Genomic DNA, 25,390 nt, shown 5'->3' with positions numbered 1-25,390 from the left:
GCCCCCTACTATGCCTGCTGGCGGCCGGGCCGCTTTGCTCAGGTAGGGTGATCGCCCGGTCAACGGCCGTGTGAATTCGGCTTTTACGGACACGAGGGGGCAACGCGGCGATGGGTACGGCGACGCGCGCGCGCACGAGGCGGTCCGGCGAGGGACGCCCCGCCCGTTCCCGCCGGCAACGCAGCAACGGCCGCCGGACCGGAGGACATCGTTCCGCCCCGGCTTCCCCGGCGCCCGGCTCCGCGCCCGCCCCCGTTCCGCGCCCGCTGTCGCGGGTCGGCCGCGTGGGGCCCTTCCAACTGCGCCAGTTGGTCCTGGTCGAACTGGCCCTGGCGCTGGCCGCGGTCGGGGTCGCGCTGCGGGGCCTGTGGCTGGTCCCGACGCTGTCCGTCGCCGTGGTGCTCGTGCTGCTCGCGGTGGTGCGCCGCCGCGGCCGGGCCGTGCCGGACTGGGCGTCGACGGCGCTGGCCCTGCGCGCCCGCCGCCGGGCGGCCGCGCCCGCCGCCGTGGACGTCGACCCGTCACTGGCGCCGATCGTGGAGGGGCTGCCGGGGTTCCGGCCGTTCCCGTACGTCGACCGGAAGCGGCGCACCGTCGGCATGCTCGGCGACGGCACGTTCCTGACCGCGGTCGTCCGGGTCGAGGCGGGCGGCGCCGCGCCGCGGCCGGCGTTCGGCGCGCGGACGCTCCCGCTGTCGCTGCTGGGCGGGGCGCTGGAGGTCGACGACATCGTGCTGGAGTCGGCGCAACTGGTGCAGCAGGTGCGTTCCGCACCGGCGCCGCACCTGCCGCAGCAGGCGGTGGCCCGGCTCTCGTACGCGCCGCTGCAGCAGCGCACCGGGGCGCCCGCCCTGCGGATGACGTGGGTGGCGCTGAAGCTGGACCCGGAGCGCTGCCGGGAGGCCATCGCGGCGCGCGGCGGCGGTGTCGAGGGCGCCCAGCGGTGCCTGGTGCGCGCGGCGGACCACGTGGCGAGCAGGATCACGGGTGCCGGGTTCGAGGCCGTCGTACTGGACCAGGAGGAGCTGAACTCCACGATGGCGACCGCGGCGTGCGCGAGCCCCCGGCTGGCGGCCCGCGCGCACCGCCCGGACGCCACGCCGCAGCGCCGCACGGTGGAGACGGCGCGCGTGTGGCGATGCGACGACCGCTGGCACACGACGTACGCGGTGGGCCGCTGGCCGGACCTGGCCGACGGCGGCGAGGGGTCCCCGCTGGCGAGGCTCGTGTCGCTACTGACGGCGACGCCCGCGTACGCGACGACGTTCGGCCTCGCGATGCGCCGCGGATCGCGGCAGGGCACCGTGGACGTGGCCGGGTACGTGCGGATCACCGGCGGCTCGGACACCGAGCTCATCGGGGTGCGGCGGGCGTTGGAGCAGGCCGCCCGGTCGGCGAAGGTCGGTCTGGTGCGGCTCGACCGGGAGCAGTTGCCCGGGGTGCTGGCGACGCTGCCGCTGGGAGGGACGCAGTGATGTTCGGAGCACGGTCGGCACGCGCCCCGCGCGGACTGTTCGGCCCGCGCCACGCGGGCCACAGCGTCGCCGCGGACGGCATGGGCGCCCTGTCCCTGCCGGTCGGCGACGACGGCGTGGTCATCGGGGACGACGCGGAGGGCAACCCGCGCATCGTGGGCTTCCACCGCTCCACCCCGTACGACGTGCTGCTCATCGGCGGCCTGTGGACGGCGCAGGTGCTGGCGCTGCGCGCGGCGGGCACGGGCGCCCGGGTGGCCGTCGAGACCGGCCGGGCGCAGGCGTGGACGGCGCTGGCGCACGCGGCCGGCGCGGGTCTGGAGTGCGTCACGCTGCACGACGTGGGCCGGGTGCCGCCGATGGGCGCCACGGTCGGCAGCCCGGTCGTGGTCGTCCGCGACTGCGGCATGCGGCCGCCGCGGGGCCGGGTCGTGTCGTCGCCGTGGCAGTCGGTGCTGACGCTGCTGCCCTACCTGAGTCCGGTCGCGCCCCGGTTGATGCGCGCCGCGACGCTCGTGGGCGTGCAGCGGGTCTCCCCGCAGGAGGCGGAGCAGATCGGCCGGATCCTGGGGCTGGCGCGGGCCGAGTACGAGGCCCTGCCGACGCTCGCGGACGGCGTGACGCTGTGGTGCGCGGGGCGGGAGCGGCACTGGGTGATGACGAGCGGCACCGACGCGGAGACGGGGCTGCTGGGCGCGGCCCGGCGGATGGACTGAGGCCGCGGCGGAGAACCGCCGAGGGGTTCCGGGCCGTCTGTCAAGTGGCCCGGCCCCGCGGCGCGTCCGGCTCTAAGATGCCGGGACGTGACGCGTGCCGCAGCCGCAGCCGCCGTCGCAGCCGACCGGGCGGGGCTCCTGAAGGGGCACGTTCGTCCCAGCCGTTACCGAAAGGACTCGAGCGATGGGCAGCGCACAGGAGAAGGACGAGTTGTACGCCCTCGACATCTCCGGGGTGGAGTGGCACGGCCCTCCGGGCACCAGCCCCGACGAGGAGCGCGTCGAGATCGCCTACCTGCCCGGCGGCGCGGTCGCCATGCGGTCGTCGCTGGACCCGGACACGGTCCTGCGCTACACGGAGGCGGAGTGGCGGGCGTTCGTCCTGGGGGCGCGTGACGGGGAGTTCGACCTGAAGTGAACCGCTGACGGCACGGCGGTGGCGGCGGACCCCGCGGCCCGGGACCCCGGGCGGGCGGGGTCCTTTCGCGTGGAGGGGCGGGCGGCCGAGACCTGATTGTTGGAGAGGCCGCACCGGCGCGCGGGGCCGTGAGACGCTGTCAACATGTCGGCTTTTGAAGGCTTTCGCTCCACCCTCTCCTCACACAGGGGTGTCGTGGCGTCACATGGCGGTGAGGTCCACCGGTCCGGTGGCGCCCTCGCCGATCGACGGGCCTGACGCGCGGGCGCCGTCGGCGATTAGGGTGGGAGGGGCCGGCCGTGACCCCGCGCGGGCGTGCGGTGCCCGCAGGGGAGAGCCGGGCCGCGGACGACGGGAACGGTCGCCCACACCCACGACGGCACAAGGGTGCTCGACCACACCAGGAGGCAAAGTGAACGGCGATCGGGACGAGATCCACCGGGGATGGAACGCTCCTCCCGTCGACGATCCGTCCGACGTGGACGCCGCCGAGATGACGGGTGAGTTCACCATCGACTACACCCCACCCGCCTGGTACACGCAGAACGCCGGGGGCGCGGACGCCCCGTCGCCGGGTGCGATGACGCCTCCCCCGCCGCCGACCGGGCAGCCCATCGCCGTTCCCGGCCTGCCGCAGAGCGGGGGGTTCCAGCCGCACTCCACGCCGCCGCCCGTGCCGCCCGTGCCGTCCGCGCCGCCCGCCGCCCCGCCCGCGGTGCACGAGCCGGCCCCTGCCCCTGCCCCTGTTCCCGCGGCGCAGCCGTTCGGCGGGGGCGACGCGGGGGGCGGGGCCACGACGCGCTTCTCCCCCGCCGCGCCGCAGCACGAGACGGACGAGGTCGCAAAGCGCGCGGAGGCAGAGGCCGGAGGCGGGAGCGAGGGCGAGAGGCGGGCCGGGGACGGCGGTACGGCGGAGGGCGACACCGCCGTCGCCCCGGAGAGCGCCGTCGCCCCGGACGAGGAGCGGGTACCGGCCGGCGACGCGGCGGACGACGGGCAGGCCGGTGACGACCGGGCCGACGGGTCCGGCGCCGGTACGGAGCCTCGGGACGAGGCGCCGGCGGACGGTTCCGGTGACGGTGGTGACCGGAGTGACGGGCCGGCCGACGGCGGTGACGACCAGCCGTCCACCGACCGACCGTCCACTGACCAGCCGTCCGCCGAGCAGCCGGCGGCGGACGCCGCGCCCGCGCAGGACTTCACTCCGGCGGCCGGTGAGCCCGCGTCGCAGCCGTGGCCGCCGCAGCCCGCCCAGCAGGACGCCCCGGGCGGTGGGCCGGCCGTGCCGGGTCTGCCGCCGCTGCCGCCCGCGTTCCAGCCGGCGGCGCCGCCCGGGGCGCAGCAGTGGCCCGTACCGGCGCCCACTGCCGACCAGTCGGCCCCGCCCGCCCCGGCGCCCGCGCCCGTGTGGCCGGGGGCGGCTCCCGCGCCCGGCGCACCGCAGTCGCCGGCAGCCTCGTTCCCGAACCCGCAGGCCGCCGTACAGCCGGGCGGGTACGGCTTCCCGACGGGCCGGACGACCGGGCAGGACGGGTACGGCTTCCCCCACCCGCACGCGCAGCCGCCCGCGCCCGACGCCCGGCAGCCGCAGGGCGGTTACGGCTTCCCGCAGGGCCAGGTGCCGGAACAGCCCCGGCCCGCCCAGCCCCAGAACCCGTACGGCCCCCCGCCGGGCCAGGCGCCCGGGCAGGGCGCGCCCGCGCAGCCGCAGGGCGGGTACGGCGCACCGGTCCACCCCGGCCAGACCCCGCAGCACCCCGGCCACCCCGCCCCGCAGGCCCAGCCCGGCCAGCCCGGCCAGCCACAGGACGGGTACGGCTTCCCGCACCCCCAGGGCCGGGCCCAGCCCCAGGCGCCCTCCCCCGCGCCCGCCGCCGACCCCCGTACCGGCGCCGCCTGGCCCTCCCCGGTGGCGCACGATCAGCGGCAGCCGTCCGTGCCGGGCGCTCCGCTCGGGTACACGGCGGCGGTCGAGCTCTCCTCCGACCGGTTGCTCCGCAACACCAAGCAGAAGCCCAAGAGCAGCCGCAACCCCTCCGCCGGCTCCCGCTTCAAGCTCGGCGGCAAGAAGGAGGAGGCGGAGCGCCAGCGCAAGCTCCAACTGATCCGCACGCCCGTCCTGTCCTGCTACCGGATCGCCGTCATCTCCCTCAAGGGCGGCGTCGGCAAGACCACGACGACGACGGCGCTCGGCTCCACCCTCGCCAGTGAGCGCCAGGACAAGATCCTGGCCATCGACGCGAACCCGGACGCCGGTACGCTCGGCCGCCGCGTGCGGCGCGAGACCGGCGCGACCATCCGCGACCTGGTCCAGGCGATCCCGTACCTCAACTCGTACATGGACATCCGCCGGTTCACCTCGCAGGCGCCCTCCGGACTGGAGATCATCGCCAACGACGTGGACCCGGCCGTCTCCACGACGTTCAACGACGCCGACTACCGGCGGGCGATCGACGTGCTCGGCCGCCAGTACCCGGTGATCCTCACCGACTCCGGCACGGGTCTGCTGTACAGCGCCATGCGCGGTGTGCTCGACCTCGCCGACCAGTTGATCATCATCTCGACCCCCTCCGTCGACGGCGCCTCCAGCGCGTCCACGACGTTGGACTGGCTCTCCGCGCACGGGTACGCCGAGCTGGTGCAGCGTTCCCTCACCGTCATCTCGGGTGTCCGCGAGACCGGCAAGATGATCAAGGTGGAGGACATCGTCCAGCACTTCGAGACGCGCTGCCGGGGTGTCGTCGTGGTGCCGTTCGACGAGCACCTGGCGGCGGGCGCCGAGGTCGACCTGGACATGATGCGGCCGAAGACGCGGGAGGCGTACTTCAACCTCGCCGCGATGGTCGCCGAGGACTTCACGCGCGCGCAGCAGGCGCAGGGGCTGTGGACCGGTGACGGGCACGGCGGCATGCCGCCGCAGATGGCCCCGCCGATGCCGGGCCACCCGGGCCAGGGCCAGCCGTACGCCGCCCAGCCCCCGTACGGCGGTCAGCCGCCCGTACCGGGGCAGCCCGTACCCGGACAGCCCGCGCCCGGGCAGCCGTACGGGCAGCCGCCGCAGGCCCCCGCCCAGTTCGCCCAGCCGGATGTGCCCCCGCAGGGCTGGCCGCAGCAGCCCCCGGCCAACTGGCCGGACCAGCCGCCCCAGCCCCAGCAGCCGCCCCAGCCTGGCGGCGTGCCGTACGGCGACCCCGACGCGCCCGCGCCGGCCCCCGCCTGGCCCCAGCAGCCGCCGCAGGCCCCCGCCCCGCCCCGGGAGTGACGGCACGACAGGAGGGCCCGCACCGTCCCCACGGTGCGGGCCCTCCTCGTACGGCCTCAGCGGGCGTCGTACTCCCCGGTCAGCTCACGGCAGCGCTTCACGTCGTCCGCGATGGCCTCCAGCAGCGCCTCGATCGAGTCGAACTTCTTCTGCCCCCGCACGTAGGCGAGGAAGTCGACGGCCACGTGCAGCCCGTACAGGTCCAGGCCGACGCGGTCGATGGCGTACGCCTCGACGGTCCGCTCCGTCCCGTCGAACTGCGGGTTCGTGCCGACGGAGATCGCCGCCGGCATCCGCTCGCCGTTCGCGGTCAGCCAGCCGGCGTAGACGCCGTCGGCGGGGACGGCCGTGTGCGGCAGGGTCTCCACGTTCGCCGTCGGGTAGCCCAGCTCGCGGCCGCGCTGGGCGCCGCGGACGACGACGCCCTCGACGCGGTGCGGGCGGCCCAGGATCTCGGCGGCGCCCGCGACGTCGCCCTCGCCGACCAGGCGCCGGGTCAGCGTCGACGAGAACGGCTGCCCGCCGCCCGCCTCGCCCGTCACGTACAGGTCGACGACCTCGACCTCGTAGTCGTACGTGGCGCCCAGCTCGGCGAGGTAGTCGACGTTGCCGGCGGCGCGGTGGCCGAAGCGGAAGTTGGGGCCCTCGACGACCACGCGCGCGTGGAGCTTGTCGACCAGGACCTTCACGATGAAGTCGGCCGGCGACAGCTTCGAGAACTCGGTCGTGAACGGCAGGACCAGCACCGCGTCGACGCCCAGCTCCCCCATCAGCTCGGCCCGCCGGTGGTGCGGGGCGAGCAGCGGCGGGTGGCTGCCGGGGCGGACGACCTCGGAGGGGTGCGGGTCGAAGGTGACGACGACGGCGGGGACGCCCAGCTCACGGGCGCGCTCCACGGCCCGGCCGATGATGAGCTGGTGCCCGCGGTGGACGCCGTCGTAGGAACCGATGGTGACGACGCTGCGCCCCCAGTCCTGGGGAATCTCCTCCAAGCCTCGCCAGCGCTGCACTGTGACCGCTCCTCGCCCGAACCCGTGTACGTCAATGCGTCATGACCGATACGCAGGTCTAAGGGTGCCATGCCCCCGTGGTTCGTTCCGCATCGGCATAGCGGTCCGTACCCGCCCGGCCACAGCGGCGGCCCCGTCACCGGGCCCCGGCGCGGCGTGCCGCTCGACCGCGCGGCGGACGGCGGGGCCCGCGAGGGCCGCCCACCGCCGCGGGTCCCCGGCGAACCAGGCGCCCAGCAGCGCGGCGAAGCCGGGGACCTCGTCGGCCAGCTCGGCCAGCCGCCGGTCGAGGACCGCCGCGCCCTCGGCCGTACGGGCCAGCAACTCGCCGCTCCGCAGGACCAGGTTCCGGGTGCGGGACTCCGGGCGCCCCGCCGCGCCGTGGGCGGCGGCCCGCAACAGCGCCTCCGGCACGGCGGGGTCGGGGCGCTCGTCCCGCTCCAGGTCGAGGAGTACGTCGAGGAGTTCGCCGCGCAGGGCCCGCGACGCGGGCGTGCCGGGTGCGGCCAGGACCGGGACCAGCGCGGCGCGCACCTCGGCGGGGCGGCCCCGCAGCAGGTCGGTGACGAGCGGGAACAGGTCGGCGCGGACGGCGGGGCCCCGCTCCAGACGCCGGTCGACGTGGGCGGCGGCGTGCGCGGCGCCCTCCGGGTGGCCGTCGACGTACCCGCGGACGAGGGCGGCGGCGCACCCGGCGAGCTCGGGGGTGTCCACGTCGGCCAGGGCGCCGAGGACGTCGGCGGCCACGGCGGGGCCGCCGCTGCGCAGCCGGGCGCGGAAGGCGGCGAGGACCGGCTCGGGGTGGGTGGCGAGCGCGGCGGTCAGCGCCCGGGCGGGCAGTCCGCGGTCGCCGGCCCGGAACGCCGCGAGGGCCTGGGCCAGGTGGCGGGTGCGGCTGTGCGGGTCGTGGACGAGGACGGCGAGGGCCGCGCCGTGCAGGGAGCGGTCCCCGGGGCGGGCGAGGAGGGCGAGGGCGGCGTACCGGAGGAGTTCGCGGTCGCCGCCGTCGGTGACGCGGGCGGCGAGGAGCGGCCCGTACGCCGCCGCGGCGACACGGCGGGCGGGGCGCGTGTCGTCGTGCGCCCAGCGGTCGACCGCGCGGCACAGCGCGGCGGGGTCGTCGTGGACGAGGCCGGTGAGGAGCTCGTCGGCGCGCGGGTGGGCGGTGGTGACGAGGGCCTCGCACAGGTCGTCGACGGCGAGGTCCCGGTGGGTGTGGAGCAGCGCCTGGGCGACGCCGGCGACGGTGGGCCGGACGTGGGAGCCGGGCTCGGCGGAGAGCGGCCGTTCGTCGGTGAACCACCGGCACAGCAGGGGCTGTACGCCGCGCGGGTCGGCGGCCAGGCGCCGGGCGACGGCCTCCAGGTAGCCGGGGCGGCGCGGGGCGCGGGACGGGGCGTCGGCGGGGAGGACGCGGCGCAGGAGGTCCAGGCGCTCGTCCTCGCCGAGGCGGAGCCGCTCCCAGAAGGGCGCCCCGTACACGTCGGGGTCGCCGGGGGCCGGCCGTGCCGCGAGGCGCTCGGCCAACTGCCGCAGGACACCGGTGTACGGCCGGGCGTCCCGGACGCGCAGCAGCGTGTCCCGCAGCAGTCGGCCCGCCCACCAGCCGGCGTCGGCGGGCCCGCCCTCGTGGCGGGCGAGCCGCTCCAGCCTCCGTGCGAGCGCCTCGGCGCCCCGGCCCCCCTCCAGCAGCAGCAACGCCCCCACCACGACGCCGACCCGGTGCGGGGGCACCCCCGCGGGGCGCGGCGCGGGAACGCCGGGCGGCAGCGGGCGGTCGACGGGCCCGGCCGGGAGGAGGGCACCGCGCGGGTCGCCGTGACCGGGCCGGGAGGCCGGTCCGGGCGGGGCCGTGCGCGGCGGCGGGACGGTCGGCGGGACGGCCTGGCCGAGCGGCGCCCGCCGTTCGGGCCGCGTGCCGTACCCGGGCGGAGCGGCGTACCCGGGCGGAGCGGCGTACCCGCCCGGGGGTGTCTGCCTGGGCACTCCGCCGTACTCGGGTCGGGCGAACCGCGCGGGCGGGGCCGGGTGGCCGGGCGGGACCGGGTGACCGGGCAGGGCGGTGTCGGGGAAGGCGGCCCGGCCCGGCAGGGCGATGTGCCCCTCCGGGCCGGGCCGGGGGGACGTGCCGTGGTCGAGCGGGGCGGGCGCGCCGGGCGCGGAGGAGTTCCCGGGCCGCACCGTCCCGCCGGGCGGGAAGGCGTGCCCGGCCGGGACCGGGTAACCCGGCGGGACCGGGTATCCCGGCAGGACCGGGTGCCCGGGCGGGGGGACGTCACCGGGCGCGGCCACGACTCCGGGCGCGACCGCGTGTCCGCCGGGTCCGGTGGCCGGCTCCGGCCGGGCCGCGTGCGGCCGGGGGCCGTGGCCCACCGGGCCCGCCCGCCCGGGCAGCGCCGGGGGGAACGGCGGGACCGGCGGGACCGGCGGGATGGCGTACCCGGTCGGGCGCGCGGGCAGGGCGGCCGGGACCGGACCGGCGGCCGGGATCGCCGGCGCCGGCACGCGGCCCCGGGCCGGGGGGACGCACGGCAGGCGGTCCGGGGGCGGGGCCGTGTCGCGGCGGGTGTGCACCAGGGCGTCCAGGGCCGCGTCCACGTCGACGTGGAGGGCCTGGAGCCACTCCCCGAACTCCTCGTCCGCGAACCGGTAGCCCGCGCCCGCCGCGACCAGCGGCCCCTCCGCGAGCACCGCCGACGCCCAACCGGTGCCCCACGGGAACAACTCCTCGAACCCGGCCCGGTCCAGTTCGCCGTGGCCGGGGCCGAGACAGCGCCGGGCCGCCTCGCGGACGCGGTCGGCGGCCCGGGCGGCGAGGCCGCGGACCTCCGCCTCCGACAGCGCCGGCCGGCACCCGGCGGCGACGCGGTGCGCGACGCGCAGGCACAGCAGGTCCAGGTGGGCGGCGAAGACGTCGGCCCGCCCGGCCCGCCCCGGTACCGCGCCGGGCAGCGCGGCCCGTACGTCCGCGAGGAGCCGCAGCGCCAGCGGGTGGCGCGCGTCGGCCGCCGCGAGGGTCCCGGCGGGCAGCCCGTACCGTGCGCGGGCCTCCTCGGCCTCCTGGGGCGTCAGGTCCCCGACCGGCACGGCGGCGGGGAACCGACCGGTGGACGCGCCGGGCCGGTACAGCGCGCCCGGCGGGTACAGGGCACCGGCCGTCCCCCAGTGCGCGGGCCCGCAGGCGACGGCGAGCCGTACGCCGTGCCGCCGCAGCCAGCGCACCGTCTCGGCGGTCCAGGAGGGCAGCCGGTCCGCGAAGGGCGGCGGTGCCTCCTCGGGGGCGTCGAGCAGCACGAGCAGCGGCCGGCCCGCGTCCCAGGCGATCCGCGCGACGTGCCGGGCCAGGGCGCCCGGGGCGGTGGCGCGGGACTCCGGGTGGGCGTTCCGGTCGCCGCGGGCCTCGGTGGCGGCCCGCTCGACACGGTCCAGGACGCGGCTCACGGCGTCCCCCAGGGAGACGTCGCCCGGCCGCAGGTCGGCGCCGCGCAGCCACACGGTCGGCTCGGGGGCGGCAGCGGCGGCGCGCCGGTGGGCGAGGGCGCCCAGGGCGGTGGTGCGCCCGGTGCCGGGTTCCCCGACGACCCCGCAGACGACGGGGTGGTCCGGGCCGTGGGGGGCGGCGGCGAACAGGTCGAGGCGGTGGGCGATGCCGGGCCGTGCGACGGTCCGGGCGAGGGCGAGGGCGGGGTGCGTGAGGGCGGCGAGTTCGAGGGCGCCCGCGAGGTTCAGGTCGGGGCCGTGGGCCGGGACCGTGGCGGCGTTGCGGTGGAGGAGGGCGGCGAGCGGGCCGCCGGGGGCGCGGGCGGCGGCGCGGGCCAGGGGCAGGGCGAGCCCGGCGGCGCGGTGGTCGGTGCGGAGGGCGCCGGCGAGGACGGCGAGGACGGTGCCGGTGGCGGCGTCCAGGACGGGTCCCCCGGCGGCCTCCCCGCCGCGCCGCAGCGCCTCGCGGCCCTCGGTGCCGATGGCGAGCACCAGGGCCTCGTCGACCGGGTGGGAGCCCTCGGCGCCGGTGTACGTGGCCCGCGCGGCGCCGAGGACGCGCGCCTCGCGCCAGCCGTGGGCGTACACGTGTACGTACGCTCCCGCCGCGGGTGCGGGGCGGGAGGCGATGGGCAGGGGGCGGACGCCGAGCCCGTCGGTGCGGACGAGGGCGAGGGCGTCGGCGGGCAGGGCGGTGACGGCGTCGGCCCTCGCCGTGTGGGCGCGTCCGTCGGGGGTGCAGACGACGATCCGCTCCAGGCCGTCGACGGTTTCGTGGCTGGTGACGACCGTGCCGAGGTGGTCGGCGACGAAGCCGGAGCCTCGCGTCCGGCCCGCCTGATCACAGATGCGTACCAGTGTCGTCCGGTCCTGTCGTGCCATGGGTCGACCGTAGGACCGGGCCGATCACGCCGGGAAACGCGTCCATCGGACGCGCCCCCAAATGCCCCCTTGTTCACTCCGAGCGCCCGGCCAAGTGGGTGAATAGGCATCCCGGCGCGGACAGAGACATCAGGAGGGGGATCGTGGAGCGGGCGCGGGCGACCGGCCCGCTCCACGGTGGGGCCCCCGCCCCGGAGCCCCGGGGCGGGGGTCAGCCGAAGACGGCGACGCTCTTGGCCTTCCCGCCGCGCTCCTCCACCAGGGCCAGGAAGCGGCCCTGCGGTCCGAAGACCGCGACGGGGCCCCGCTCGTAGGCGGGCATGTCGATCCGAACGCCGTTGAGGAGCAGCTTCGCGCGCCGCTCGTCGACGTCCCAGCGCGGGAACGCGGCGGCTGCCGCCTCCGCGATGGGCATGACGGTGAGCTGCTCCTGGAGCTGGTCCAGGGTGCGCGCGGCGTCCAGCTTGTACGGGCCGACGCGGGTGCGGCGCAGCGCGGTGAGGTGCCCGCCGACGCCGAGGTCGGCGCCGACGTCGCGGGCGAGGGCCCGGACGTACGTGCCGGACGAGCAGACGACGGAGACGACCAGGTCGACGACGGGGGTGCCGTCGTCGGCGACGGCGTCGCGCATGTCGTACACGGTGAACTGGGAGACGGTCACCGGGCGGGCCGGGATGTCGAACTCCTCGCCGCCCCGCACGCGCGCGTAGGACCGCTTCCCGTCGATCTTGATGGCGCTCACCTTCGACGGCACCTGCATGATGTCGCCGGTCAGCTTGGCCACGGCCGCGTCGACGGCCTCGCGGGTCACGCGGGACGCGTCGGCGGACGAGGTGATCTCGCCCTCGGCGTCGTCGGTGAGGGTGTTCTGGCCGAGCCGGACGGTGCCCAGGTACTCCTTCTCCGTCAGCGCGAGGTGGCCGAGGAGCTTGGTGGCCTTCTCGACGCCCAGGACGAGGACGCCGGTGGCCATGGGGTCGAGCGTGCCGGCGTGGCCGACGCGGCGGGTGCGGGCGATGCCGCGCATCTTGGCCACGACGTCGTGGGAGGTGAACCCCGACGGCTTGTCGACGATGACGAGGCCGTCTTGGGGGGCCCTCCCGGCCCGGGCCGGGAGGGCGTGTGCTGCGTTGCTCATCAGGCGCCGGCGCCGTCCTCGTCGTCCTCGGCCTCGTCCTCGCCGGGCTTGCGGTACGGGTCGGCTTCGCCCGCGTACGTCTTGCCGGTGGACACCTGGCGTACTTCGGCGTCCTTGGCCCGCGCCTTGTCGAGGAGGTCCTCGATGGTGCGGGCGTTGTCGGGCAGGGCGTCCGGGACGAACGTCAGCGTCGGCGTGAAGCGGACGCCGGTCTGCTTGCCGACCTCGGAGCGCAGGACGCCCTTGGCGGACTCCAGCGCGGCCGCGGACGCGGCGCGCTCCTCCTCGTCACCGTAGACCGTGTAGAAGACCGTGGCCTCCCGCAGGTCGCCGGTGACGCGGGCGTCCGTGATGGTCACGAAGCCCAGCCGCGGATCCTTGATTCGCCGGTCCAGGGTCTCCGCGACCACGACCTGGATGCGATCGGCCAGCTTGCGGGCCCGCGCGTTGTCGGCCACCGGTCCGTCTCCTCTTCCGTCTTGCGTTCACTCTTCATCGGTGTGCAGGCGCCGCCGTACGGACAGCAGCTCCACCTCGGGCCTCGCGGCGACGAGGCGCTCACACCGGTCCAGTACCCCTGTGAGATGCCCGGCGTCCCCGGAGACCATCGCCACGCCGATCTCGGCCCTGCGATGGAGGTTCTGGTTGCCGGTCTCCGCCGCACTCACCGCGAATTTCCGCTGGAGTTCGGCGACGATCGGCCGGACGACGGAGCGCTTCTCCTTCAGCGACCGTACGTCGCCGAGAAGCAGATCGAAGGACAGCGTCCCCACATACATGGACAGTCCGGATGTCCCGCCGGTTCGGGTTCGGTAGGCCCCCGCCGTTCACCGGCGGGGACATCCGAACCGTACACGCAGCGGCCGGGGCCGATCGACGGAAATTCCTTCCGCCGACCGGCCCCGGCTTCCGCTCCTGATGTCGCGCGGGCTGGGTCAGCCGCGCGGCTTCTCGCGCATCTCGTACGTCGCGATGACGTCGTCGATCTTGATGTCGTTGAAGTTTCCGAGGTTGATACCGCCCTCGAAGCCTTCGCGGATCTCGGTGACGTCGTCCTTGAAGCGACGCAGACCCTCGATGTTGAGGTTCTCCGCGACGACCTTGCCGTCGCGCAGGAGGCGCGCCTTGGTGTTGCGCTTGACCACGCCGGACCGGATGAGGACACCCGCGATGTTGCCCAGCTTGGACGAGCGGAAGACCTCGCGGATCTCCGCCGTACCGAGCTCGACCTCTTCGTACTCCGGCTTGAGCATGCCCTTGAGGGCCGCCTCGATCTCCTCGATGGCCTGGTAGATCACCGAGTAGTAGCGGACGTCGACGCCCTCGCGCTCCGCCATCTGCGCGGCACGGCCGGCCGCGCGGACGTTGAAGCCGATGACGATGGCGTCGGAGCCCATCGCCAGGTCGATGTCGGACTCGGTGACCGCACCCACGCCGCGGTGCAGGACCCGGATGTCGACCTCTTCACCGACGTCGAGCTGGAGCAGCGAGGACTCGAGGGCCTCGACCGAACCGGACGCGTCGCCCTTGATGATGAGGTTGAGTTCCTGGATCTGACCGGCCTTGAGCACCTTGTCGAGGTCCTCGAGGGACACCCGGCGGACGCGCTTGGCGAAGGCGGCGTTGCGCTCCCGCGCGGCGCGCTTCTCGGCGATCTGGCGGGCCGTGCGGTCCTCGTCGACGACGAGGAAGTTGTCGCCGGCGCCCGGGACGTTGGTGAGACCCAGGACCAGGACCGGAGTCGACGGGGTCGCCTCCTCGACGTTGTTGCCCTTGTCGTCGAGCATCGCCCGGACGCGGCCGTACGCGTCGCCGACCACCATCGTGTCGCCGACCCGCAGCGTGCCCCGCTGGACCAGGACGGTCGCGACGGCGCCGCGGCCACGGTCGAGGTGCGACTCGATGGCGATGCCCTGCGCGTCCTGCTCCGGGTTGGCCCGCAGGTCGAGCGAGGCGTCCGCCGTGAGGATCACGGCCTCCAGCAGGGAGTCGATGTGCAGACCCTGCTTGGCGGAGATGTCGACGAACATCGTGTCGCCGCCGTACTCCTCGGCCACCAGGCCGTACTCGGTCAGCTGACCGCGCACCTTGACCGGGTCGGCGCCCTCGACGTCGATCTTGTTGACCGCGACCACGATCGGCACGTCGGCCGCCTTGGCGTGGTTCAGCGCCTCGATCGTCTGGGGCATCACACCGTCGTTCGCCGCCACCACGAGGATCGCGATGTCGGTGGACTTGGCACCGCGGGCACGCATGGCGGTGAACGCCTCGTGACCCGGGGTGTCGATGAAGGTGATCTTGCGGTCCTCGCCGTTGACCTCGGTCGTCACCTGGTAGGCACCGATGTGCTGGGTGATGCCACCGGCCTCGCCCGCGACGACGTTCGTCTTGCGGATCGCGTCGAGCAGGCGGGTCTTGCCGTGGTCGACGTGACCCATGACGGTCACGACCGGCGGGCGCGGAGTGAGGTACTCCTCGCCGCCCTCGTTCTCGCCCCACTCCAGGTCGAAGGACTCGAGCAGCTCGCGGTCCTCCTCCTCCGGCGAGACGATCTGAACGGTGTAGTTCATCTCGTCGCCGAGGAGCTGCAGCGTCTCGTCGGAGACGGACTGCGTGGCGGTGACCATCTCGCCGAGGTTCATCATGACCGCGACGAGCGACGCCGGGTTGGCGTTGATCTTCTCCGCGAAGTCGGTGAGGGACGCACCGCGCGACAGGCGAACGGTCTCGCCGTTGCCGCGAGGCAGCATCACGCCGCCCACGGACGGGGCCTGCATGGCCTCGTACTCCTGGCGCCTCTGCCGCTTCGACTTGCGGCCGCGGCGGGCGGGACCGCCCGGACGGCCGAACGCGCCCTGCGTGCCACCACGGCCACCGGGGCCGCCGGGACGGCCGCCGAAGCCGGGACGGCCGCCGCCGAAGCCGCCGCCACCGCCCGGAGCACCGGGACGGCCACCGCCGCCACCGCCGCCGCCGGGACGACCGGCGAAGCCGCCGCCGCCACCACCGGGACGACCGGCGAAGCCGCCGCCACCACCGGGACGACCGCCGGGACCACCCGGACGGCCACCGGTCGCGGGACCGCGGCCACCGGGGCCGGGACGCGGGCCGGCAGCGGGACGCTGCGGCATCATGCCCGGGTTCGGGCGGTTACCGGCCGGGCCGCCACCCGGGCGCGGAGCCTGGGGACGCGGCATGGAGCCGGGCGTGGGGCGCGGGCCGCCGGGGCCCGCCTGCGGACGCGGACCGGCCTGGCCGGGGGTCTGCGGACGCGGGCCGCCGGGAGCACCCGGGGCGCCGGGGCGCGGGGCGCCGCCCGGACGGGGCGCCTGCGGGCGCGCCATGCCGGTGGAGCCACCGGAGGTGAACGGGTTGTTGCCCGGACGCGGGCCGGCCGGACGGCCGCCCGGACGGGGGGCCTGCTGGCCGGGGCGCGGGGCGCCCTGGCGTCCGCCGCCCTGCTGGCCACCGGGCGTCTGGGGACGCGCGGCGGGGCGGGGGCCGGGGGTGGCACCGGGCCGGGGACCGGCGGCGGGAGCCGACGGGGGCGCGGTGAACTCGGGCTTCGTCGGGGCCGGGGCCGCCGGGGCCGGCTTGGCGGCCGGGGCGGGCTTCGGACCCGGGGTGGGACGCGGGCCGGGGGCCGGCGCCGCGGGCTTCTCGGCGGCCGCGGGCCGCGGCGCGGGGGCGCCGGGCTTCGGGGCGGCCGGGCGTTCCCCTGCCGGCCTGGGGGCCTGGGGGGCGCCGCCGGCCTGCGCCGGGGACGGCGCGGCGGGCCTGGCGGGCGCGGGGGTGCCGCCCTCGCGCTTGGCGGGGGCGGGGGGCGCGGCCTTGCGGGGCGCGCCGGGCTTGGCAGCGGACTTGCCGGCGGAGCCGGGTCCCTGCAAAGCGTCGGTCAACTTACGGACAACCGGCGCCTCGATCGTCGATGACGCCGAACGGACGAATTCACCGAGTTCCTGGAGCTTGGCCATGACGACCTTGCTCTCCACACCGAACTCCTTGGCGAGTTCGTATACCCGGACCTTAGCCACTTCGCTCCTTTGAGGTCCGGTTACCGCCGGACCGTCGCTACTTCATGGGCGTACTCATCGCGTACTCATCGAGTGCTCATCGCAATCTCGACCTACTTCCACTCGCGAGGTACCTGACCGCACGGGCTCTCCCCGTGCCGTACTTCTTTCTTACGGTGTCGCCTGCTCGACGTAGCGGTGCACGTCCGCGGTGTCGAGCGGACCCTGGACCCGGAGGGACCGGGGGAACGCCCGGCGGCGGACCGCCAGATCGAGGCAGGACTGGACGGGATGCACATAGGCACCCCGACCGGGCAGCGTACCGCGTGGATCGGGGGCACACTCACCCTCGATCGCCACGATGCGCAGCAGATCGCTCTTGGCCGCCCGCTCCCGGCATCCCACACAGGTTCGCTCAGGGCATGCGCGGGCATGCGTCCGGCCAGACACGCTTAAGTCTACCTCCCCGCACCGACCTCACCCCTTTGGGGCAAAAATCGAACGGTTGTTGTCGTGATCCCGTCGTGGTCTCGCTGTAGCCCAACGTGACCACGGTGGTCTCTATTCCCCGGATTCCCGGGATTCCCCGGCGGACTGCGCGGGCTGCTCGGTGTCCGGCCGGATGTCGATGCGCCAGCCGGTGAGGCGGGCGGCCAGGCGGGCGTTCTGGCCCTCCTTGCCGATCGCCAGGGACAGCTGGTAGTCCGGCACGGTGACGCGGGCGGACCGGGCCGCCAGGTCGACGACCTCGACCTTGGAGACGCGCGCCGGGGAGAGCGCGTTCGCCACCATGTCGGCCGGGTCGTCGGACCAGTCGACGATGTCGATCTTCTCGCCGTGCAGCTCCGCCATGACGTTGCGCACCCGGCCGCCCATCGGGCCGATGCAGGCGCCCTTGGCGTTGAGGCCGGAGCGCGTCGACCGTACGGCGATCTTCGTGCGGTGGCCGGCCTCGCGGGCGATCGCGGCGATCTCGACGGAACCGTCGGCGATCTCCGGGACCTCCAGCGCGAACAGCTTCTTCACGAGGTTGGGGTGCGTGCGCGACAGGGTGACGGACGGACCGCGCACCCCCTTGGCGACGCGGACGACGTACGTGCGCAGGCGCAGGCCGTGCGTGTACTCCTCGCCGGGCACCTGCTCCTGGACGGGGAGGATCGCCTCCAGCTTGTCGTCCAGCTTGACCAGGACGTTCTTGGGGTCCTTGCCCTGCTGGACGACGCCGGCCACGATGTCGCCCTCGCGGCGCGCGTACTCGCCGAACGTCATGTCGTTCTCGGCGTCGCGCAGCCGCTGCTGGATGACCTGGCGGGCCGTGGTCGCCGCGATGCGGCCGAAGTCCGACGGGGTGTCGTCGAACTCCTTGGGCTCCTGCCCCTCCTCCAGGTCGGCCGGGTCCTCCTTCGCCCACACCGTCACGTGACCGGTCTGGCGGTCCAGCACGACGCGGGCGTGGCGGCGGGCTCCCTCGGTGCGGTGGTAGGCGATGAGGAGGGCCGACTCGATCGCCTCGACCAGCAGCTCGAAGGGGATCTCCTTCTCATGTGCCAAGCCCTTAAGGAGCTTCACATCGATGTCCACGGCTACGCCTCCTCCTCTTCCTTCTTGTCCTTGCGGTTGAACTCGATCTCCACGCGCGCCTTGGCGATCTCGGGGAACTCCAGGCGCCGGGCGGTGGCCTTGCGGCCCTTCACGCCCGGGACCTCCAGGTCGAGCCCCTCCTCGTCCACTCCGAGGATGCGGGCGACGAGGTCGCCGCCCTCGTGCAGCCGGAACTTCACGAGGCGGCCGGTGGCGCGCACGAAGTGGCGGTGTTCGGTGAGGGGGCGGTCGACGCCCGGCGAGCTCACCTCGAGGACGTACTCTTCCTCGCCCATCGCGTCCGTCTCGTCGAGCGTCTGGGAGATGGCGCGGCTCAGCTCGGCACAGACGTCGAGTTCCACGCCGTCGTCCGAGTCGACGATGACCCTCAGCTCCCTGCGGCGGCCCGCCCGGGACACCTCGATCTCCTCGAGATCCAGCTGCCTGGCGGTGACCAGCGGTTCCAGCAACCCGCGCAGCCTCTCGCTCTGGGTGGTGCTCATCCGGGTGACTCCTCGGCCGCGTGTGCTGTTGTGGGTTCGTCGCGTGTCAGACAAAGGGTATCCGGTCCCGGGGGGTGTTGCCGTCCACCCCGGACCGGCCCGCGGGTACGCTCGCCTGCGGTGATCTTCGAAGTGGTGTACCCGAAGGAGTGAACGTGGGGCGCACGGAGGTGACGCGGAGGCGTGCGCTCGCGGTGGCGACGGCGTCCGGGGTGTCCGGGGCGCTGGCCGGCTGCTCGGGCCCGGGCTCCGGCGGGGGCGGCCTCCCGCGCCCCTCGGCGGCCGAGTCGGCACGGCGTGCCGAAACGGTCCTGCGCCGCAGGTCGGCGGCGGCGAGCGGGGTGCTCCTGGCCGGTTACGACGAGGCGCTGGACGCCCATCCGGCGCTGGGCGGCCGGCTGGCCCCGCTCCGTGAGGCGGCGGCCCGCCACGTGGCGGCGCTGGCCCCTCCGGGCGAGCGGGCCCCCGGCGCGGCGTCCCCGGACCCGGCGGGCACGGCGTCCCCGACCCCGGTGGGCACGGCCCCCGGCGCGGACGGCGCCGCGTCCCCGGCGCCGCGCTCCGGCGCGGGCCCGTTCCCCCGCGGCGTGCCGGCCGAGCCGGGCGCCGTGCTCGGGGAGCTGGCCGCGCTGGCCTCGCGCACCGCGGCGGCGCACGCGGCGGCCCTGGTGGCCGCGCCCCCGGAGCTGGCCCGCCTGCTGGCGTCGGTCGCCGCAGCCGGGGCCGCGCACGCCTACCTGCTCGGCGAGGGGAGCCGGGCGTGAGCGCCCTGGAGGCCGCGCAGGCGGTGCTGGCGGCGGAACACGCCGCGGTGTACGGGTACGGCGTCGTCGGCGCCCGGGTCGGGGCGGCCAGGCGGGCGGAGGCGGAGGCGGCCCACGCGGCGCACCGGGCGCGGCGGGACGCGGCGGCCCGGACCGTGCGGGACCTGGGCGGCACGCCGGCCGCGTCGGCGCCGGCGTACGCGCTGCCGTTCCCGGTGGCGGACGGGGACGGGGCGGTGCGGCTGGCCGCCGAGCTGGAGGACCGGGTCGCGGGCGTGTACGCCGACCTCGTACGGGCCGCCGGGGGCGCGCTGCGCCGGGACGCGGCGGCCGCGCTGCGGGAGGCGGCGGTGCGGGCCGTCCGCTGGCGCGGCGGCGGCGTAGCCTTTCCTGGGCTCGCCGAGCGACCGTGAGCCCCGCTTCCCCGCGCGGCTCGCGCCGCAGGACCGAAAGGTGGCCCCGCACGCATGGCCCACGCCGCTGACGTCCCCGTGTCCGAACCGCCTCGTCGCCTGGTGCGGGCACTCGGCGAAACGTACGGCGAGGCCGCCGCGAGCACGTGGCTCGACGGGTTGCCGGACACCGTCCGCCGGGCGCTGTCCGGGCGCGGCATGGCCGCCGAGCGGGTGGTGGAGCCGGGCGGCCGCAGCAGCGTGGTGGTCCTGGCCCGGCGGGGCGGCGGGGAGCCGGCCGCGCTGAAGCTGGCGCCGCCGTTCGCCGCGCCCGACCGGGAGCGGGAGGCGCTCGCCCACTGGGACGGCTGGGGCGCGGTGCGGCTGCTGGACGACGCCGGCGAGGGGCCCGGGCTGCTGCTGGAGCGGCTGCGGCCGGACGTGTCGCTGCGGTCGCTGCCGGAGGCGAAGGCGCTGCTGGAGGCGGCCGGTACGGTACGGCGGCTGTGGGTGGAGCCCCCGGAGGGGCACCGTTTCGAGTCGGTGGCGGACCGGACGGCGCCCCGGGCGGAGGCGATGGCCGCGTACCGGGCGGACGAGGCGGTGGGCGCCCTGGTGGCGGCCGCGCTGGAGGCCCGCGCCGGGCTGCTGGCGGACGCGTCCGAGGCGCTGCTGCTGCACGGCTGCTTCCGGCAGGGCAAGGTGCTGGCCGGTGACCGGGCTCCGTGGCTGGCGGTGGGGCCGGAGCCGGTGGTGGGCGAGCGGGCGTACGACCTGGCGCGGCTGGTGCGCGACCGGGTCGAGGACCTGGTGGCGGAGGCGTCCGGCGCGGCGGCGGCGCGGCGGCGGGTGCACCGGCTGGCGGACTCCCTGGACGTGGACCGGGAGCGGTTGCGCGGCTGGACGCTGTTCCGGGCGGTCGAGTCGGGGACCCGTGCGCTGGCGGCCGGGCGGGACCGCGAGGCGGAGCCGCTGCTGGAGTTCGCCGGCTGGCTGTGACCGGCCGGGGACTCCGGGCGACCGGGGCGCCGTCGCACGGAGAACACGGCCGCACGACACTGCCCGTTTCGACCATATCGGTGCACTATGGGGCGTAACCCTTGTATCGCACCTGGGTTCGACTCGACGGCAGGGGGTCGTCATGGGCGAGGAACTGCTGACCGCGGCCGTACTGGCGGGCTCGGCCGCCATCGCGTACGTCGGGGCCGCCGTCAGGGTCGTCAAGCAGTACGAACAGGGCGTCGTCCTGCGGTTCGGGCGGCTGCGGAGCCGGGTGCGGGGGCCGGGGCTCACCCTGGTCGTCCCGTTCGTCGACCGGATGCGGAAGGTGAGCATGCAGATCGTGACGATGCCCGTGCCCGCCCAGGACGGCATCACCCGCGACAACGTCACCGTCCGGGTCGACGCGGTGATCTACTTCAAGGTCGTCGACCCCGTCGAGGCCGTCATCCGCGTCGAGGACTACCGGTTCGCCGTCTCGCAGATCGCCCAGACGTCGCTGCGCTCGATCATCGGCAAGAGCGACCTGGACGACCTGCTCTCCAGCCGGGAGAAGCTCAACGAGGGCCTGGAACTGATGATCGACAACCCGGCCGTCGAGTGGGGCGTCACCATCGACCGCGTCGAGATCAAGGACGTGTCGCTGCCCGAGACCATGAAGCGCTCCATGGCCCGGCAGGCCGAGGCGGACCGCGAGCGCAGGGCGCGGCTGATCAACGCCGACGCGGAGCTCCAGGCGTCCAAGAAGCTGTCGGAGGCCGCGCGCGAGATGGCCGACACGCCTTCCGCCCTCCAACTGCGGCTGCTCCAGACCGTGATGGCCGTCGCCGCCGAGAAGAACTCCACGCTCGTGCTGCCGATCCCGGTGGAGCTGCTCCGCTTCCTGGAGCGGTCGGCGGAGGCCGCCGAGCACCGGGCGGCCGGGGACGAGGCGGACGGGCGCCCCGGGCCCGCCACCGCCCCGGCCGGGGACGGCGGCCCCGCCCCGTCCCTGGAGGCGCCCCGCGCGGCGACCGCGCGGCCCGTACGCGCACCGGCGCCGACCGTCCCGGTGCGGGACGACGGCGCCGGTACGGCGGGATGCCTCTGAGGGTGCCCTCCGAGCGCTACGCGGCCGTGAGGCGGGCCACCGCCTCCTCGACGGTCAGCTCCTCGCGCTCGCCCGTGCGGCGGTCCTTCAGCTCGACGACGCCCTCGCCCGAGCGGCGCCCGGCGACGAGGATCCTCGGCACGCCGATCAGCTCGGCGTCGGTGAACTTCACCCCCGGCGACACGCCCGCCCGGTCGTCGACCAGGACGCGCAGCCCGGCCTCGCGGAGCTTCTCGGAGACCTCCAGGGCCAGCTCCGTCTGGAGCGCCTTGCCCGCCGCGACGACGTGGACGTCCGCCGGGGCGATCTCGCGCGGCCAGCACAGGCCCTTGTCGTCGGCGGTCTGCTCGGCGAGGGCCGCCACCGCGCGCGAGACGCCGATGCCGTACGAGCCCATGGTCACGCGGACCGGCTTGCCGTTCTGGCCGAGCACGTCCAACTGGAAGGCGTCGGTGTACTTGCGGCCGAGCTGGAAGATGTGGCCGATCTCGATGGCGCGGTCGAGCTTCAGGCCCGTGCCGCACTTCGGGCAGGGGTCGCCCTCCTCGACCACGACGACGTCGAGGTAGTCGTCGACCTGGAAGTCGCGGCCGCAGACGACGTTCCTCGCGTGCGTGTCCGGCTTGTTGGCACCGGTGATCCAGGCGGTGCCGGGGGCGACGCGCGGGTCGGCGATGTAGCGGACCTTCTCCAGGCCCTGCGGGCCGACGTAGCCGCGCACCAGGTCGGGGCGGCCCGTGAAGTCCTCGGCGGTGACCATCTCGACGACGGCCGGCGCGAGGTGGTCCTCCAGCTTGCCCAGGTCGACCTCGCGGTCACCGGGGACGCCCACGGCGACGATCTCGCCGTCCACCTTGACCAGCAGGTTCTTCAGCGTCGCGGAGGCCGGTACGCCGAGGTGCTCGGCGAGCGTCTCGATGGTCGGCGTGTCCGGGGTGTCCAGCTCCTCCACCGGGCCGTGCGCGGAGCCGTCGACGGGCTCGCCGCCCGCGAAGGTGACGGCCTCGGTGTTGGCCGCGTAATCGCACGACGGGCAGTACACGAAGGTGTCCTCGCCCGCCGCGGCGGGGGCCAGGAACTCCTCGGACGCCGAGCCGCCCATGGCGCCGGAGGTCGCGGAGACGATCTTGTGGTGGAGGCCGAGGCGCTCGAAGATCCTCACGTACGCCTCGCGGTGCAGGCGGTACGACTCGGCGAGGCCCTCGTCCGTCGTGTCGAACGAGTACGAGTCCTTCATCTGGAACTCGCGGCCGCGCAGGATGCCCGAGCGGGGGCGGGCCTCGTCGCGGTACTTGGTCTGGATCTGGTAGAGGATCACCGGCAGGTCCTTGTAGGACGTGCACTGGTCCTTGACCAGCTGGGTGAAGATCTCCTCGTGGGTGGGGCCGAGCAGGTAGTCGGCGCCCTTGCGGTCCTGGAGGCGGAACAGCTCGGCGCCGTACTCGTCCCAGCGGCCGGTCGCCTCGTACGGCTCCTTCGGCAGCAGGGCGGGCAGGAGGACCTCCTGGGCGCCGATGGCGTCCATCTCCTCGCGCACGACGCGCGAGACGTTCTCCAGGACCTTCTTGCCCAGCGGCAGCCAGGACCAGATGCCGGCGGCGTTGCGGCGGACGTAACCGGCGCGGACGAGCAGCTTGTGGCTGAGCGTCTCGGCGTCCGCCGGGTCGTCGCGCAGTGTCTTGACCATCAACCGGGACATGCGCTGGACCTGGGCCATGGGGATCTCTCCTGCGGTGAAAAGTGTGATGGGCAGGAGGTTAGCCGGGCGCCCCCGGCCCGCGGAAATCAGTGGCCCCGCCGCCGCGCCGCCCGGGGGCGCGGCGGCGGCCCGGTCCTACCCCCGGCGCAGGGGCAGGTGGGCGCCCATCACCGCGTACGGGCGGGGGGCGCTCGGGAAGTGCACCCGGCGGGCCAGGTCCACGTAGCCGAGGGAGCGGTACAACCTGCGGGCGGGGCTCTCCGTGTCGATGGCCGAGAGGATCGAGCGGGGCTCGTCCGCCGTGCCGGTGATCGTGGTGATCAGCTCCGTGCCGATGCCGCGGGCCTGGTGGCCGGGGTGGACGTGCAGCTCCGTGATGACGAACGAGTCGTCGAGCCAGCCGTCGTTGCCCTCGCGGACCAGGTACGGCTGGACGACCGTCGACCACCAGTGGGCCCGGTCGTTGGGCATGCCGTACACGAAGCCGACGAGGCGCCCGTCCGGGGTGGTCGCGCCGTACGCGCGGGCGCCCCGGCAGGCCATGTGGCGGACCACGATGTGGCGGCGCACCGCGACCTCGCCCTCGCTGAGCCCGAAGGCGAGGGCCTGCACGGCCAGCGCGTCGTCCACCCGCGCGGTCAGGTCGAGCGGTCCGACCACCACGACGTCATCCATGGCCCGAACCCTACGTCCCGCGCGCGCCCTCAGAACAGCACGCTCATGAACGCGCCCGTCTCGCGGAAGCCGACCCTGTGGTACGCGGCCCGGGCGGGCTTGTTGTAGTCGTTGACGTACAGGCTGACGACCGGCGCCACGTCCGCGAGGGCGTACCGCAGGACCGCGGCCATGCCCGTCTCGGAGAGGCCCCGCCCCCGGTGCTCGGGTGCGACCCAGACGCCCTGGATCTGGCACGCCTTGGGCGTGGCCGCGCCGATCTCCGCCTTGAAGACGACCTTGCCGTCCTCCACGCGCGCGAAGGACCGGCCGGAGGAGACCAGCTCGGCGACGCGCGCCTGGTACAGCAGCCCGCCGTCGCCCGCCATCGGGGAGACGCCGACCTCCTCGGTGAACATCGCCACGCACGCCGGCATGATCAGGTCCATCTCGTCCTTGCGGACGCGGCGGACCAGCGGGTCGGGCTCCACGTCGGCGGCGGGCCGCTCGGTGACCATCAGGGGCTGGTGGGGCCGCACGTCGCGGGCGGGGCCCCAGCTCGGTTCGAGGAGGCGCCACAGCTCGGCGGTCGGTTCGGCCGGGCCGACGATCGAGGAGCAGCGGCGGCCGGTGCGGCGGGCGCGGTCGGCGAAGGCGCGGACCGCTTCGGGGGTGGCGCAGACGGGGACGAGGTTGGCGCCCGAATAGCACAGGGAGCGCAACCGCCCCTCGTCGTACCAGCCCCACATCTCGCCGCCGAGGCGCCACGGATCGAGGCCGGCGGCCTGGACGCGGGCGGTGACGAACGCGTTGGCGACCGGCTCGCTGTCGAGGACTGCGAGCGCGGCGCCGAGGTCCCCGGGTTCGAGGACCCGGGTGGTGGTGTGCGTCAACACGGGGGCCTCACCAGTGGGTCTGTCGGTCACCGCACTGTACCCGGCACCGCCGCGACCATGCGGGGCGCGGTGGCGGCGGGCCGTTTCCAGGCCCGCCGCGGCCCGCGGGGGCGCCCTCCCGCCCGTGCGTCCCGGCTTCGCGGCCGGCGCACGGGGTGCGGGACCGGGCGGCCGGGTGGATCAGCCGACGGAGACCTCGGGCTCGCCGGACAGCACGCCGTCCTTCTCCATCTGTTCGGCGATCTTCATCGCTTCCTCGATCAGCGTCTCGACGATCTTCGACTCCGGCACGGTCTTGATGACCTCGCCCTTCACGAAGATCTGCCCCTTGCCATTGCCCGACGCCACCCCCAGATCCGCCTCACGCGCCTCACCAGGACCGTTGACCACACACCCCATCACCGCCACCCGCAACGGA

General features: G+C 75.6%; 21 protein-coding genes. 8 read left to right on the top strand and 13 right to left on the bottom strand.

Translation table 11 applies throughout. The features are described from left to right. Positions 1-110 precede the first annotated feature (110 nt). The 4 genes from eccE to RND61_RS04550 all read left to right on the top strand — a co-directional run bounded on the left by eccE (position 111) and on the right by RND61_RS04550 (position 5,871). Complete coding sequence (eccE, locus tag RND61_RS04565; RefSeq protein WP_315876365.1) at positions 111-1,475, top strand: type VII secretion protein EccE; 1,365 nt, start codon at positions 111-113, stop codon at positions 1,473-1,475. Next, positions 1,475-2,191 carry a hypothetical protein gene (locus tag RND61_RS04560; RefSeq protein ID WP_315876364.1) on the top strand — a complete coding sequence of 239 codons (717 nt, stop codon included), beginning with the start codon at positions 1,475-1,477 and terminating at the stop codon, positions 2,189-2,191. Before eccE ends, RND61_RS04560 begins: the two co-directional genes overlap by 1 nt. 184 nt (positions 2,192-2,375) lie before the next feature. Then, positions 2,376-2,609 (top strand): DUF397 domain-containing protein, encoded by a 234-nt coding sequence (locus RND61_RS04555; protein ID WP_315876363.1) that lies wholly within the window; start codon positions 2,376-2,378, stop codon positions 2,607-2,609. Positions 2,610-3,021: 412 nt separating this feature from the next. Then, on the top strand, positions 3,022-5,871 hold the full coding sequence (locus tag RND61_RS04550; protein ID WP_315876362.1) for an SCO5717 family growth-regulating ATPase: 2,850 nt from the start codon (positions 3,022-3,024) through the stop codon (positions 5,869-5,871). Positions 5,872-5,927: 56 nt separating this feature from the next. Here RND61_RS04550 and RND61_RS04545 read toward each other — a convergent pair whose 3' ends face one another. From RND61_RS04545 to rimP, 9 genes are all read right to left on the bottom strand, one after another. Continuing rightward, positions 5,928-6,881 carry a bifunctional riboflavin kinase/FAD synthetase gene (locus tag RND61_RS04545; RefSeq protein WP_315876361.1) on the bottom strand — a complete coding sequence of 318 codons (954 nt, stop codon included), beginning with the start codon at positions 6,879-6,881 and terminating at the stop codon, positions 5,928-5,930. Positions 6,882-6,920: 39 nt separating this feature from the next. Next, complete coding sequence (locus tag RND61_RS04540; RefSeq protein WP_315876360.1) at positions 6,921-11,243, bottom strand: serine protease; 4,323 nt, start codon at positions 11,241-11,243, stop codon at positions 6,921-6,923. Between the two features lie 211 nt (positions 11,244-11,454). Next, positions 11,455-12,381: a tRNA pseudouridine(55) synthase TruB gene (gene truB, locus RND61_RS04535; protein ID WP_315876359.1), complete on the bottom strand. Its 927-nt coding sequence runs from the start codon at positions 12,379-12,381 to the stop codon at positions 11,455-11,457. Further along, positions 12,381-12,839, bottom strand: coding sequence for a 30S ribosome-binding factor RbfA (gene rbfA / locus RND61_RS04530; protein ID WP_315876358.1), 459 nt, complete (start codon positions 12,837-12,839; stop codon positions 12,381-12,383). The genes truB and rbfA overlap by 1 nt, the downstream gene beginning before the upstream one ends. 27 nt (positions 12,840-12,866) lie before the next feature. Further along, a complete protein-coding gene (locus RND61_RS04525; protein WP_315876357.1) occupies positions 12,867-13,160 on the bottom strand; it encodes a DUF503 domain-containing protein in 294 nt (97 codons plus the stop codon). A 156-nt stretch (positions 13,161-13,316) separates the two neighbouring features. Beyond that, positions 13,317-16,415: a translation initiation factor IF-2 gene (infB, locus tag RND61_RS04520; RefSeq protein WP_315876356.1), complete on the bottom strand. Its 3,099-nt coding sequence runs from the start codon at positions 16,413-16,415 to the stop codon at positions 13,317-13,319. 150 nt (positions 16,416-16,565) lie between these two features. Further along, on the bottom strand, positions 16,566-16,844 hold the full coding sequence (locus RND61_RS04515) for a YlxR family protein (RefSeq protein WP_315876355.1): 279 nt from the start codon (positions 16,842-16,844) through the stop codon (positions 16,566-16,568). 111 nt (positions 16,845-16,955) lie between these two features. After that, on the bottom strand, positions 16,956-17,975 hold the full coding sequence (nusA, locus tag RND61_RS04510) for a transcription termination factor NusA (RefSeq protein ID WP_315876354.1): 1,020 nt from the start codon (positions 17,973-17,975) through the stop codon (positions 16,956-16,958). 2 nt (positions 17,976-17,977) lie between these two features. Further along, complete coding sequence (rimP, locus tag RND61_RS04505; RefSeq protein ID WP_315876353.1) at positions 17,978-18,478, bottom strand: ribosome maturation factor RimP; 501 nt, start codon at positions 18,476-18,478, stop codon at positions 17,978-17,980. Positions 18,479-18,633: 155 nt separating this feature from the next. Between rimP and RND61_RS04500 the strand changes: the two genes are divergently transcribed. From RND61_RS04500 to RND61_RS04485, 4 genes are all read left to right on the top strand, one after another. Continuing rightward, entirely contained in the window at positions 18,634-19,242 is a 609-nt protein-coding gene (locus tag RND61_RS04500; RefSeq protein ID WP_315876352.1) for a hypothetical protein, read from the top strand. Next, positions 19,239-19,655, top strand: coding sequence for a DUF4439 domain-containing protein (locus RND61_RS04495; RefSeq protein ID WP_315876351.1), 417 nt, complete (start codon positions 19,239-19,241; stop codon positions 19,653-19,655). Before RND61_RS04500 ends, RND61_RS04495 begins: the two co-directional genes overlap by 4 nt. A gap of 54 nt (positions 19,656-19,709) precedes the next feature. After that, complete coding sequence (locus RND61_RS04490) at positions 19,710-20,633, top strand: aminoglycoside phosphotransferase family protein (protein ID WP_315876350.1); 924 nt, start codon at positions 19,710-19,712, stop codon at positions 20,631-20,633. Positions 20,634-20,775: 142 nt separating this feature from the next. Further along, positions 20,776-21,723, top strand: coding sequence for a slipin family protein (locus RND61_RS04485; protein ID WP_315876349.1), 948 nt, complete (start codon positions 20,776-20,778; stop codon positions 21,721-21,723). A 16-nt stretch (positions 21,724-21,739) separates the two neighbouring features. On the opposite strand, the gene RND61_RS04480 is transcribed toward RND61_RS04485, so the two are convergent. From RND61_RS04480 to RND61_RS04465, 4 genes are all read right to left on the bottom strand, one after another. Beyond that, positions 21,740-23,440, bottom strand: coding sequence for a proline--tRNA ligase (locus RND61_RS04480; protein WP_315876348.1), 1,701 nt, complete (start codon positions 23,438-23,440; stop codon positions 21,740-21,742). A 117-nt stretch (positions 23,441-23,557) separates the two neighbouring features. Further along, positions 23,558-24,097 carry a GNAT family N-acetyltransferase gene (locus RND61_RS04475; RefSeq protein WP_315876347.1) on the bottom strand — a complete coding sequence of 180 codons (540 nt, stop codon included), beginning with the start codon at positions 24,095-24,097 and terminating at the stop codon, positions 23,558-23,560. 29 nt (positions 24,098-24,126) lie between these two features. Next, the gene (locus RND61_RS04470) at positions 24,127-24,972 is read right to left on the bottom strand and encodes a GNAT family N-acetyltransferase (RefSeq protein WP_315876346.1); all 846 of its coding nucleotides are present in this window, start codon (positions 24,970-24,972) and stop codon (positions 24,127-24,129) included. A 180-nt stretch (positions 24,973-25,152) separates the two neighbouring features. After that, the coding region (locus RND61_RS04465; protein WP_315876345.1) for a flavodoxin-dependent (E)-4-hydroxy-3-methylbut-2-enyl-diphosphate synthase at positions 25,153-25,390 on the bottom strand (238 nt) is incomplete at its 5' end.

This window comes from Streptomyces tamarix, from assembly GCF_032423885.1.
GTDB lineage: Bacteria > Actinomycetota > Actinomycetes > Streptomycetales > Streptomycetaceae > Streptomyces > Streptomyces tamarix.
This window is presented reverse-complemented; position numbering and strand designations above follow the sequence as displayed.

Excerpts from the sequence above, each read along its gene's own strand:
- RND61_RS04475 (WP_315876347.1), bottom strand. The coding sequence starts at position 24,097 with ATGGATGACGTCGTGGTGGTCGGACCGCTCGACCTGACCGCGCGGGTG.
- RND61_RS04555 (WP_315876363.1), top strand. The coding sequence starts at position 2,376 with ATGGGCAGCGCACAGGAGAAGGACGAGTTGTACGCCCTCGACATCTCC.
- RND61_RS04480 (WP_315876348.1), bottom strand. The coding sequence starts at position 23,440 with ATGGCCCAGGTCCAGCGCATGTCCCGGTTGATGGTCAAGACACTGCGC.
- eccE (WP_315876365.1), top strand. The coding sequence starts at position 111 with ATGGGTACGGCGACGCGCGCGCGCACGAGGCGGTCCGGCGAGGGACGC.
- RND61_RS04540 (WP_315876360.1), bottom strand. The coding sequence starts at position 11,243 with ATGGCACGACAGGACCGGACGACACTGGTACGCATCTGTGATCAGGCG.
- RND61_RS04560 (WP_315876364.1), top strand. The coding sequence starts at position 1,475 with ATGTTCGGAGCACGGTCGGCACGCGCCCCGCGCGGACTGTTCGGCCCG.
- RND61_RS04485 (WP_315876349.1), top strand. The coding sequence starts at position 20,776 with ATGGGCGAGGAACTGCTGACCGCGGCCGTACTGGCGGGCTCGGCCGCC.
- truB (WP_315876359.1), bottom strand. The coding sequence starts at position 12,381 with ATGAGCAACGCAGCACACGCCCTCCCGGCCCGGGCCGGGAGGGCCCCC.
- RND61_RS04525 (WP_315876357.1), bottom strand. The coding sequence starts at position 13,160 with ATGTATGTGGGGACGCTGTCCTTCGATCTGCTTCTCGGCGACGTACGG.
- RND61_RS04490 (WP_315876350.1), top strand. The coding sequence starts at position 19,710 with ATGGCCCACGCCGCTGACGTCCCCGTGTCCGAACCGCCTCGTCGCCTG.
- rimP (WP_315876353.1), bottom strand. The coding sequence starts at position 18,478 with ATGAGCACCACCCAGAGCGAGAGGCTGCGCGGGTTGCTGGAACCGCTG.